We start from the raw sequence: 12075 nt of genomic DNA, 5'->3' as shown, positions 1-12075 counted from the left end.
TCTGTTAAGCGGGGATGCAAGCGACGCAGCGGGGGCAGAGAAAAGAAAGTGGCAGGCTGAAAGGGCATAAAAACAAAACGCCCCGGGCACGGATGCCCGGGGCGGTTTTCATATCCCGCTAGCCGGTGATTAGCCTTGATTGGCCGGCTTCACCTTCTGCGCCAGGAACTCCGTTTCGTAGGCCAGCGCCTTCTTGCGATCGAACTGGTGCTCCCACTTGGCGATAACCAGTACCGCCAGCGCGTTGCCCACGACGTTCAGCGCGGTGCGCGCCATATCCAGGATACGGTCCACGCCGGCGATAAACGCCAGGCCTTCCAGCGGAATGCCGACGCTGCCCAACGTCGCCAGCAGCACCACGAACGAGACGCCCGGCACGCCGGCGATCCCTTTCGAGGTCACCATCAGCGTCAGCACCAGCACGATCTCCTGCCCCAACGACAGCTCGATGCCGTACAGCTGGGCGATAAAGATGGCGGCGATGCTCTGGTACAGCGTCGAACCATCCAAATTAAAGGAGTAACCGGTCGGCACCACGAAACTGGTGATCGACTTGGGCGCGCCGTAAGCCTCCATCTTTTCGATGATGCGCGGCAGCACCGTTTCCGAACTGGCGGTGGAATAAGCCAGGATCAGTTCGTCTTTCAGGATGCGGATCAGCGTCCAGATGCGCAGGTTGCACAGCCGAGCGACCGCCCCCAGCACCACCAGGGCGAAGAACGCGATGGCGAAGTACACCAGCACCACCAGCTTGGCCAACGGCAGCAGCGAAGCGAAACCGAAGTTCGCCACCGTGACCGAAATCAGACCAAACACCCCGATCGGCGCATAGCGCATGATCATGTGGGTGACTTTGAACATGCTCTCGGACACTGCCTTGAAGACCTTCAGCAGCGGCTCTTTGGTCTCTTTCGGCAACGACGACAGCCCCAGACCGAACAGCACCGAGAAGAAGATAATCGGCAGCATGTCGCCCTTGGCCATCGACGAGAAGACGTTCGACGGGATCAGCGACAGAATGGTCGCCACCAGGCTGTGCGAACCGCTTTGCACCTGTTCGGTGGTTTTCTCATACTGCGAAATGTCCACCGTGGTCAGCGTCGACATATCGATGCCGTGGCCCGGTTGGAAGACGTTGGCCAAGGTGAGCCCCACCACGATGGCGATCGTGGTGATCACTTCGAAGTAAATAATGGTTTTCAATCCGATGCGGCCCAGCTTTTTCGCATCCCCCACGCCGGCAATACCGACGATCAGCGTGGAAATAACGATCGGCACCACAATCATCTTAATCAGACGAATAAAGATATCACCCGCCGGGCTGAGAATATTGCTCACCAGCCACTCACGAGATTCGGTCTGGTTGTGCAATACCGCGCCAACAATAATACCCAGCACCAACGCGATCAGGATTTGCCAAGCCAGGCTAATTTTTACACTTTTCATACCCAAAAAGTCCTCAAAGACTCTTTGCGCCGTACAAAGTCGCAACACGGCGAAAAGAATACTTAATCATTTATTACAGGCTTATGTTAATTCAGTGGAAGCGTTCACCTGCCCTGGGTGCGACGCAGTATAAATCTGTATCATCCGGGCGGCATGCTCTGCAAGCCTTGATTTGTCAGGGTTGAGCGCTGAATCGAATCACAAAAAATTCGCGCAACTATTTCAAATGGCATAATTGCTTGTTATTAAAAACATAATTTTTCATATAATGAAGCACATAACCGCGCCGGCGACGTTTTTTTGAACGCGATTAAAATGCGTTATTTTTCGTCCATTCTGCATATTTAGTCCGCATCAAATGTTTATATTTTGTTACTCAAAAGTCAAATAAATGGGAATTGACCGAGTGACATTTTCACCCATAAATGCAGCGCCGTTTTATATTCCGATTAAAAATCGAACAATTCAGCAGGATGAATGCCACACGGTATTTCCCGAGTTTTCATCAGGAATTAAACGTTAATAGAACGTTATTTCACGATGTGGCGTCCATCGTTATATCGCGTTAATACCAACTTCGAATATTAATAGCGAAAAATAATCAAAAAAGATTTATAGCGCGAAATAATGTCGGTCTCTCCCACCCTTATTAAGCGCAAGGCAAATACCCTCGCCTTTGTTTATTCTTTTTTGTTCTTTAGATAAGTGTTTTTGGCTAAAAAAGCGGGTTTATGATGATTTAAACGCCAAATAGATAGATACGTACTGCAAATGCGACAGAACTATTACAAATCAATATCTTTGTTGCGTGATCTGCCGCGCAAAAAAGAAACAAAGAATCGTAGCAAACTATACTTAACCTTCAGTTGACATATCATTAACAACTTCAAGGAGAAAAGCTATGAGCCAACTGCATAAACACGCTATTCCTTCTGCAATTGCAGAACGCGCCCTGATTAATCCGGCACAATACCAACAGTATTATCAACAGTCGGTTCAAGACCCAGAAGCTTTCTGGGGTGAGCATGGCAAAATCCTGGACTGGATCAAACCCTATACCAAAGTCAAAAACACCTCGTTCGATCCGGGCCACGTCAGCATCCGTTGGTTTGAAGACGGCACGTTGAACCTGGCGGCCAACTGCCTGGACCGTCATTTGGCCGAGCGCGGCGACCAGACCGCCATTATCTGGGAAGGCGATGACCCGACCCAATCCAAGAAAGTGACCTACAAACAGCTGCACAATGATGTCTGCCAATTCGCCAACGTGCTGAAAAAGCTCGGCGTGAAAAAAGGCGACGTGGTGGCTATCTATATGCCGATGGTGCCGGAAGCGGCGGTCGCGATGCTGGCCTGCGCCCGCATCGGCGCCGTACATTCGGTGATCTTCGGCGGCTTCTCACCGGAAGCGGTCGCCGGGCGCATTATCGACTCCAACGCCAAACTGGTGATCACCGCCGATGAAGGCCTGCGCGCCGGCCGCGCCGTGCCGCTGAAAAAGAACGTCGACGATGCGCTGAAAAACCCCGGCGTGGTCAGCGTGGCCAACGTCGTGGTGTTCCAGCGCACCGGCAAACCGGGTTACTGGCAGGAAGGGCGCGATCTGTGGTGGCATGAGCTGACCCAGGGCGTTTCCGCCGATTGCCCGCCGGAAGAAATGAACGCCGAAGATCCGCTGTTTATCCTGTACACCTCCGGCTCGACCGGCAAGCCAAAAGGCGTGCTGCACACCACTGGCGGCTACCTGGTGTACGCCGCGATGACCTTTAAGTATGTGTTCGACTATCACGACGGCGACATTTACTGGTGCACCGCCGACGTGGGCTGGGTCACCGGTCACAGCTATCTGCTGTACGGCCCGCTGGCCTGCGGCGCCACCACGCTGATGTTCGAAGGCGTACCTAACTATCCGGGCGTCAATCGTCTGTCGCAGGTGATAGACAAACACCAGGTCAACATTCTGTATACCGCGCCGACCGCCATTCGTGCCCTGATGGCCGAAGGCGACAAGGCGATCGAAGGCACCCGGCGCGATTCGCTGCGCATCATGGGCTCGGTCGGCGAACCGATCAACCCGGAAGCCTGGGAGTGGTACTACAACAAGATAGGCAACGCCAAATGCCCGATCGTCGACACCTGGTGGCAAACTGAAACCGGCGGCTTCATGATTACCCCGCTGCCGGGCGCCACCGAGCTGAAGGCCGGTTCCGCCACGCGGCCTTTCTTCGGCGTACAGCCGGCGCTGGTCGATAATGTCGGCACGCCGCAGGAAGGCGCCTGCGAAGGCAACCTGGTGATCGTCGATTCCTGGCCGGGCCAGGCGCGCACCCTGTTCGGCGATCATGACCGCTTCGAGCAAACCTACTTCTCGACCTTCAAAGGCATGTATTTCAGCGGCGACGGCGCCCGCCGCGACGAGGACGGTTACTACTGGATCACCGGCCGCGTCGATGACGTGCTGAACGTCTCCGGCCACCGTTTGGGCACCGCCGAGATCGAGTCCGCGCTGGTATCTCACCCGAAAATCGCCGAAGCGGCGGTGGTCGGCATTCCTCATAACATCAAAGGCCAGGCGATCTACGCCTATATCACGCTGAACCACGGCGAAGAACCGACGCCGGAGCTCTATGCCGAAGTGCGCAACTGGGTGCGCAAAGAGATAGGGCCAATCGCCACGCCGGACGTGCTGCACTGGACAGACTCGCTGCCCAAAACACGCTCCGGCAAGATCATGCGGCGTATCCTGCGCAAAATTGCCGCCGGCGACACCAGCAACCTGGGGGATACCTCCACGCTGGCGGATCCGGCTGTAGTCGACAAGCTGTTGGAAGAAAAACAATCAATGAAAGTGCCGTCATAATTTACGCCGCTTCAGGCCGCTCATTCGGATAACGCGCCGTTGAGGGGCCCTGGCGCGGCGTACTCTATCAATACCTACTGGAGACACTCTGATGAATGACACCATTTATCAAGGGATTGAAGAAAACCCGCGCTTTAAAGAGCTGGTGAGAAAACGCGGCCGGTTCGCCTGGCTGCTTTCGCTGATTACGCTGGCGCTGTACGTCGGCTTTATCTTGTTGATCGCCTTCGATCCCCAATGGCTCGGCACGCCGATCGCCGCCGGATCGACCATTACCCGCGGGATCCCGGTCGGCGTCGGGCTGATCGTGATCTCTTTCGTCTTGACCGGGATCTATGTGTTCCGCGCCAACGGCGAATTCGATCGCCTCACCGCAGAGATTCTGCGCGAGGTGAAACAATGAAGCGCTTATTGTCCGCCGCCGCGCTGCTGTTGCTGCCGGGCCTGGCCTGCGCCGACGCCATTGGCGGCGAGGTGCATCGTCAGCCGCTGAACATCCAGGCGATTGTGATGTTTATCCTGTTTGTCGGCGCCACGCTCTACATCACCTATTGGGCCTCCAAACGCACCCGTTCCCGTCAGGACTACTACACTGCGGGCGGGCGCATCACCGGTCTGCAAAACGGGCTGGCGATCGCCGGCGACTTCATGTCCGCCGCCTCGTTCCTCGGCATCTCCGCACTGGTCTATACCTCGGGCTATGACGGCCTGATCTACTCCATCGGCTTCCTCATCGGCTGGCCGATCATTCTGTTCCTGATCGCGGAACGCCTGCGTAATCTCGGCCGCTATACCTTCGCCGATGTCGCCTCTTACCGTCTGCAGCAGAAACCGATCCGTACCCTCTCGGCCTGCGGCTCGTTGGTGGTGGTGGCGTTGTATCTGATCGCGCAGATGGTCGGCGCCGGCAAGCTGATCCAGCTGCTGTTCGGGCTCAACTACCATGTGGCGGTGATCCTGGTCGGTATCCTGATGGTGCTGTACGTGCTGTTCGGCGGCATGCTGGCCACCACCTGGGTGCAGATCATCAAAGCGGTGCTGCTGCTGGCCGGCGCCAGCTTTATGGCGCTGATGGTGATGAAGTCGGTTAACTTCGACTTCAATACCCTGTTCGCCGAAGCGGTGAAGGTGCATCCGAAAGGCATCGCCATCATGAGCCCCGGCGGGCTGGTGTCCGATCCAATTTCCGCGCTGTCGCTTGGCCTGGCGCTGATGTTCGGCACCGCCGGTCTGCCGCACATCCTGATGCGTTTCTTCACCGTGAGTGACGCCAAGGAAGCGCGCAAGAGCGTGTTCTACGCCACCGGCTTTATCGGTTACTTCTATATTCTGACCTTTATCATCGGCTTCGGCGCCATCTTGCTGGTCAGCGCCAATCCGGCGTTCAAAGACGCCACCGGCGCGCTGCTGGGCGGTACCAACATGGCGGCGGTGCATCTGGCCAATGCCGTTGGCGGCAACTTCTTCCTCGGCTTTATCTCGGCGGTGGCGTTCGCCACCATTCTGGCGGTGGTTGCGGGCCTGACGCTGGCCGGCGCCTCGGCCGTGTCCCACGATCTGTACGCCAGCGTGATTAAAAACGGCAAGGCGACCGAGCGCGATGAGCTGAAGGTCTCCAAGATCACCGTCGTGGTATTAGGCCTGGTCGCCATTGCCCTGGGGATTTTGTTCGAGAAGCAGAATATCGCCTTTATGGTCGGGCTGGCGTTCTCCATCGCCGCCAGCTGTAACTTCCCTATCATCATCCTGTCGATGTACTGGTCGCGTTTGACGACCCGCGGCGCGATGATTGGCGGCTGGTTAGGCCTGCTGACGGCAGTGATTCTGATGATCCTCGGCCCGACGATCTGGGTGCAGATCCTCGGCCATGAGAAACCGATTTACCCGTACGAATACCCGGCGCTGTTCTCGATGATCGTGGCCTTTGTCGGCACCTGGCTGTTCTCGATCACCGACAGCTCACTGGCCGGGCAGCAAGAGCGGGAACGCTTCCGGGCGCAGTTTGTTCGTTCGCAAACCGGGCTGGGCATTTCTCAGGGCAGCTCGCATTGACCGAATAATAAGTGAAAAAAGCAAACACACCCTAATCAAAGGCCCTTCGGGGCCTTTTCTCTGGCTCGCTGACGGAGAAGAAGGAGGAGAAAGCAGCGCAGCGTAGCTGCGCTTTTTTGCGTTTTACGCATAGCAAAAAGCCCTGAACGTCAGTTCAGGGCTTTCGGCTTTGTTTGATGCCTGGCAGTGTCCTACTCTCGCATGGGGAGACCCCACACTACCATCGGCGCTACGGCGTTTCACTTCTGAGTTCGGCATGGGGTCAGGTGGGACCACCGCGCTATTGCCGCCAGGCAAATTCTGTTTCATTCCAACCGCTTCACTTCCATGAAGCCATCAGAACCAATCTTGGAACGTCGCTGAAAATTATTCGTATCATCCTGATACTCACCCCTTCGGGGCCAACGCTCTGCGTTGTTCAAAATCGTTCCTGACGATTTTGTCTCTCTAAAAACACCTTCGGTGTTGTAAGGTTAAGCCTCACGGATCATTAGTACTGGTTAGCTCAATGCATCGCTGCACTTACACACCCAGCCTATCAACGTCTTAGTCTTAAACGTTCCTTCAGGGGCCTTGAAGGCCCAGGGAAGACTCATCTTGAGGCAAGTTTCGCGCTTAGATGCTTTCAGCGCTTATCTTTTCCGCACTTAGCTACCGGGCAATGCCATTGGCATGACAACCCGAACACCAGTGGTGCGTTCACTCCGGTCCTCTCGTACTAGGAGCAACCCCTCTCAATCTTCCAACGCCCACGGCAGATAGGGACCGAACTGTCTCACGACGTTCTAAACCCAGCTCGCGTACCACTTTAAATGGCGAACAGCCATACCCTTGGGACCTACTTCAGCCCCAGGATGTGATGAGCCGACATCGAGGTGCCAAACACCGCCGTCGATATGAACTCTTGGGCGGTATCAGCCTGTTATCCCCGGAGTACCTTTTATCCGTTGAGCGATGGCCCTTCCATTCAGAACCACCGGATCACTAAGACCTACTTTCGTACCTGCTCGAGCCGTCACTCTCGCAGTCAAGCTAGCTTATGCCTTTGCACTAACCTCACGATGTCCGACCGTGATTAGCTAACCTTCGTGCTCCTCCGTTACTCTTTGGGAGGAGACCGCCCCAGTCAAACTACCCACCAGACACTGTCCTCACCCCGGATCACGGGGCCGAGTTAGAACATCAAACATTAAAGGGTGGTATTTCAAGGATGGCTCCACGCAGACTGGCGTCCACGCTTCAAAGCCTCCCACCTATCCTACACATCAAGGCTCAATGTTCAGTGTCAAGCTATAGTAAAGGTTCACGGGGTCTTTCCGTCTTGCCGCGGGTACACTGCATCTTCACAGCGAGTTCAATTTCACTGAGTCTCGGGTGGAGACAGCCTGGCCATCATTACGCCATTCGTGCAGGTCGGAACTTACCCGACAAGGAATTTCGCTACCTTAGGACCGTTATAGTTACGGCCGCCGTTTACTGGGGCTTCGATCAAGAGCTTCGCCTTGCGGCTGACCCCATCAATTAACCTTCCAGCACCGGGCAGGCGTCACACCGTATACGTCCACTTTCGTGTTTGCACAGTGCTGTGTTTTTATTAAACAGTTGCAGCCAGCTGGTATCTTCGACTGGCTTCAGCTCCATCCGCAAGGGACTTCACCTACATGCCAGCGTGCCTTCTCCCGAAGTTACGGCACCATTTTGCCTAGTTCCTTCACCCGAGTTCTCTCAAGCGCCTTGGTATTCTCTACCTGACCACCTGTGTCGGTTTGGGGTACGATTTAATGTTACCTGGAGCTTAGAGGATTTTCCTGGAAGCAGGGCATCAACTACTTCTGCACCGTAGTGCATCGTCATCACGCCTCAGGGTTAGTATGCAACCGGATTTACCAGGTCACACCCCCTACACGCTTAAACCGGGACAACCGTCGCCCGGCCAGCCTAGCCTTCTCCGTCCCCCCTTCGCAGTAACACCAAGTACAGGAATATTAACCTGTTTCCCATCGACTACGCTTTTCAGCCTCGCCTTAGGGGTCGACTCACCCTGCCCCGATTAACGTTGGACAGGAACCCTTGGTCTTCCGGCGAGCGGGCTTTTCACCCGCTTTATCGTTACTTATGTCAGCATTCGCACTTCTGATACCTCCAGCAACCCTCACAGGCCACCTTCAACGGCTTACAGAACGCTCCCCTACCCAACAACGCCTAAGCGTCGCTGCCGCAGCTTCGGTGCATGGTTTAGCCCCGTTACATCTTCCGCGCAGGCCGACTCGACCAGTGAGCTATTACGCTTTCTTTAAATGATGGCTGCTTCTAAGCCAACATCCTGGCTGTCTATGCCTTCCCACATCGTTTCCCACTTAACCATGACTTTGGGACCTTAGCTGGCGGTCTGGGTTGTTTCCCTCTTCACGACGGACGTTAGCACCCGCCGTGTGTCTCCCGTGATAACATTCTTCGGTATTCGGAGTTTGCATCGGTTTGGTAAGCCGGGATGGCCCCCTAGCCGAAACAGTGCTCTACCCCCGAAGATGAGTTCACGAGGCGCTACCTAAATAGCTTTCGGGGAGAACCAGCTATCTCCCGGTTTGATTGGCCTTTCACCCCCAGCCACAAGTCATCCGCTAATTTTTCAACATTAGTCGGTTCGGTCCTCCAGTTAGTGTTACCCAACCTTCAACCTGCCCATGGCTAGATCACCGGGTTTCGGGTCTATACCTTGCAACTAATCGCCCAGTTAAGACTCGGTTTCCCTACGGCTCCCCTATACGGTTAACCTTGCTACAAAATATAAGTCGCTGACCCATTATACAAAAGGTACGCAGTCACACCACGAAGGTGCTCCCACTGCTTGTACGTACACGGTTTCAGGTTCTATTTCACTCCCCTCGCCGGGGTTCTTTTCGCCTTTCCCTCACGGTACTGGTTCACTATCGGTCAGTCAGGAGTATTTAGCCTTGGAGGATGGTCCCCCCATATTCAGACAGGATGTCACGTGTCCCGCCCTACTCATCGAACTCACGACCTGTGCATTTTAGTGTACGGGGCTATCACCCTTTGCTGCGCGACTTTCCAGACGCTTCCACTAACACACAAGCCGATTCAGGTTCTGGGCTCCTCCCCGTTCGCTCGCCGCTACTGGGGGAATCTCGGTTGATTTCTTTTCCTCGGGGTACTTAGATGTTTCAGTTCCCCCGGTTCGCCTCATGCCACTATGTATTCATGACATGATAGTGTGTCGAAACACACTGGGTTTCCCCATTCGGGTATCGCCGGTTGTAACGGTTCATATCACCTTACCGACGCTTTTCGCAGATTAGCACGCCCTTCATCGCCTCTGACTGCCTAGGCATCCACCGTGTACGCTTAGTCACTTAACCTCACAACCCGAAGATGTTTCCATCGTTCGCGCTGCAAACATTTGAGAGACTCTATGACAGGTTACTCTTCATCCCAGTACATCTACGGAGGGATAAATTTCAGCCGTCATGTTTCAATTTTCAGCTTGTTCCAGATTGTTAAAGAGCAAAATACTTCGCAGCATACTGTCGCCAATATACTCTGAAGTATTGAAATACCGGACTATATGGTGGAGCTAAGCGGGATCGAACCGCTGACCTCCTGCGTGCAAGGCAGGCGCTCTCCCAGCTGAGCTATAGCCCCATACAGTCACGTGCAGTACCTTTTCCACTTACAAGAAGTGGTAGGCCTGAGTGGACTTGAACCACCGACCTCACCCTTATCAGGGGTGCGCTCTAACCACCTGAGCTACAAGCCTATAAAGGTATTTCTGCTCGTTACTTTCTATCAGACAATCTGTGTGAGCACGCCACGCGAACTAATATCTTTAGGTAAGGAGGTGATCCAACCGCAGGTTCCCCTACGGTTACCTTGTTACGACTTCACCCCAGTCATGAATCACAAAGTGGTAAGCGCCCTCCCGAAGGTTAAGCTACCTACTTCTTTTGCAACCCACTCCCATGGTGTGACGGGCGGTGTGTACAAGGCCCGGGAACGTATTCACCGTAGCATTCTGATCTACGATTACTAGCGATTCCGACTTCATGGAGTCGAGTTGCAGACTCCAATCCGGACTACGACGTACTTTATGAGGTCCGCTTGCTCTCGCGAGGTCGCTTCTCTTTGTATACGCCATTGTAGCACGTGTGTAGCCCTACTCGTAAGGGCCATGATGACTTGACGTCATCCCCACCTTCCTCCAGTTTATCACTGGCAGTCTCCTTTGAGTTCCCGGCCGAACCGCTGGCAACAAAGGATAAGGGTTGCGCTCGTTGCGGGACTTAACCCAACATTTCACAACACGAGCTGACGACAGCCATGCAGCACCTGTCTCAGAGTTCCCGAAGGCACCAATCCATCTCTGGAAAGTTCTCTGGATGTCAAGAGTAGGTAAGGTTCTTCGCGTTGCATCGAATTAAACCACATGCTCCACCGCTTGTGCGGGCCCCCGTCAATTCATTTGAGTTTTAACCTTGCGGCCGTACTCCCCAGGCGGTCGATTTAACGCGTTAGCTCCGGAAGCCACGCCTCAAGGGCACAACCTCCAAATCGACATCGTTTACAGCGTGGACTACCAGGGTATCTAATCCTGTTTGCTCCCCACGCTTTCGCACCTGAGCGTCAGTCTTCGTCCAGGGGGCCGCCTTCGCCACCGGTATTCCTCCAGATCTCTACGCATTTCACCGCTACACCTGGAATTCTACCCCCCTCTACGAGACTCTAGCTTGCCAGTTTCAAATGCAGTTCCCAGGTTGAGCCCGGGGATTTCACATCTGACTTAACAAACCGCCTGCGTGCGCTTTACGCCCAGTAATTCCGATTAACGCTTGCACCCTCCGTATTACCGCGGCTGCTGGCACGGAGTTAGCCGGTGCTTCTTCTGCGAGTAACGTCAATTGATGAGCGTATTAAGCTCACCACCTTCCTCCTCGCTGAAAGTGCTTTACAACCCGAAGGCCTTCTTCACACACGCGGCATGGCTGCATCAGGCTTGCGCCCATTGTGCAATATTCCCCACTGCTGCCTCCCGTAGGAGTCTGGACCGTGTCTCAGTTCCAGTGTGGCTGGTCATCCTCTCAGACCAGCTAGGGATCGTCGCCTAGGTGAGCCATTACCCCACCTACTAGCTAATCCCATCTGGGCACATCTGATGGCAAGAGGCCCGAAGGTCCCCCTCTTTGGTCTTGCGACGTTATGCGGTATTAGCTACCGTTTCCAGTAGTTATCCCCCTCCATCAGGCAGTTTCCCAGACATTACTCACCCGTCCGCCGCTCGTCACCCGGGGAGCAAGCTCCCCTGTGCTACCGCTCGACTTGCATGTGTTAAGCCTGCCGCCAGCGTTCAATCTGAGCCATGATCAAACTCTTCAATTAAAAGCTTGATGTGCTTCCACTCGAGAAGCGATGCTCAAAGATTTACTGCATGAATTTTACTTCAGTTAGTCACTCTTCAAGACTTGATATTTTTTTGCATCCGAAGATGCTGGATATCGTCTTGTGGAGTGCCCACACAGATTGTCTGATAAATTGTTAAAGAGCAGTGAGTTAGGTGCTTTCGCTTGCTAACTCGAGGTGGCGTATATTACGCTTTCCTCTTTCAGAGTCAACCCTAATTTTCAGGATTTTTTCTCTGCGACCCCCGGATACTCTGTGAAGTTGTTCACATGTTCCGTGTCGATGGAGGCGCATTATAGGGAGTT

Annotated in this window: 4 protein-coding genes, 2 tRNA genes and 3 rRNA genes; 3 read left to right on the top strand and 6 right to left on the bottom strand. The window is 54.4% G+C overall.

Going from position 1 to position 12075, the window contains the following annotated elements; genetic code table 11:
* Positions 1-129 precede the first annotated feature (129 nt).
* Positions 130-1446 carry a glutamate/aspartate:proton symporter GltP gene (gene gltP, locus ACMGG9_RS00045; RefSeq protein ID WP_033641576.1) on the bottom strand — a complete coding sequence of 439 codons (1317 nt, stop codon included), beginning with the start codon at positions 1444-1446 and terminating at the stop codon, positions 130-132.
* 901 nt (positions 1447-2347) lie between these two features.
* On the opposite strand from gltP, the gene acs reads away from it, so the two are divergent.
* From acs to actP, 3 genes are all read left to right on the top strand, one after another.
* Positions 2348-4306 carry an acetate--CoA ligase gene (acs, locus tag ACMGG9_RS00040; RefSeq protein ID WP_147881320.1) on the top strand — a complete coding sequence of 653 codons (1959 nt, stop codon included), beginning with the start codon at positions 2348-2350 and terminating at the stop codon, positions 4304-4306.
* Positions 4307-4397: 91 nt separating this feature from the next.
* Positions 4398-4709 carry a DUF485 domain-containing protein gene (locus ACMGG9_RS00035; protein ID WP_004930047.1) on the top strand — a complete coding sequence of 104 codons (312 nt, stop codon included), beginning with the start codon at positions 4398-4400 and terminating at the stop codon, positions 4707-4709.
* Positions 4706-6358 (top strand): cation/acetate symporter ActP, encoded by a 1653-nt coding sequence (gene actP / locus ACMGG9_RS00030; RefSeq protein ID WP_004930048.1) that lies wholly within the window; start codon positions 4706-4708, stop codon positions 6356-6358. Before ACMGG9_RS00035 ends, actP begins: the two co-directional genes overlap by 4 nt.
* Positions 6359-6536: 178 nt before the next feature.
* On the opposite strand, the gene rrf is transcribed toward actP, so the two are convergent.
* The 5 genes from rrf to ACMGG9_RS00005 all read right to left on the bottom strand — a co-directional run bounded on the left by rrf (position 6537) and on the right by ACMGG9_RS00005 (position 11749).
* A 5S ribosomal RNA gene (gene rrf / locus ACMGG9_RS00025) occupies positions 6537-6652 on the bottom strand.
* Between the two features lie 175 nt (positions 6653-6827).
* Positions 6828-9735, bottom strand: a 23S ribosomal RNA gene (locus ACMGG9_RS00020).
* A gap of 207 nt (positions 9736-9942) precedes the next feature.
* Positions 9943-10018: transfer RNA gene (locus ACMGG9_RS00015), tRNA-Ala, on the bottom strand.
* Between the two features lie 38 nt (positions 10019-10056).
* Positions 10057-10133: transfer RNA gene (locus ACMGG9_RS00010), tRNA-Ile, on the bottom strand.
* Between the two features lie 74 nt (positions 10134-10207).
* A 16S ribosomal RNA gene (locus ACMGG9_RS00005) occupies positions 10208-11749 on the bottom strand.
* The 16S, 23S and 5S rRNA genes sit together here with 2 tRNA genes alongside, the layout of an rRNA operon.
* Between the last annotated feature and the right edge of the window lie 326 nt (positions 11750-12075).

Source organism: Serratia sp. BNK-10 (assembly GCF_047456065.1).
GTDB classification, from domain to species: Bacteria; Pseudomonadota; Gammaproteobacteria; order Enterobacterales; family Enterobacteriaceae; genus Serratia; species Serratia ureilytica.
Note: the sequence above shows the minus strand (reverse complement) of the source record. Positions and strands in the feature narration are given on the sequence as shown.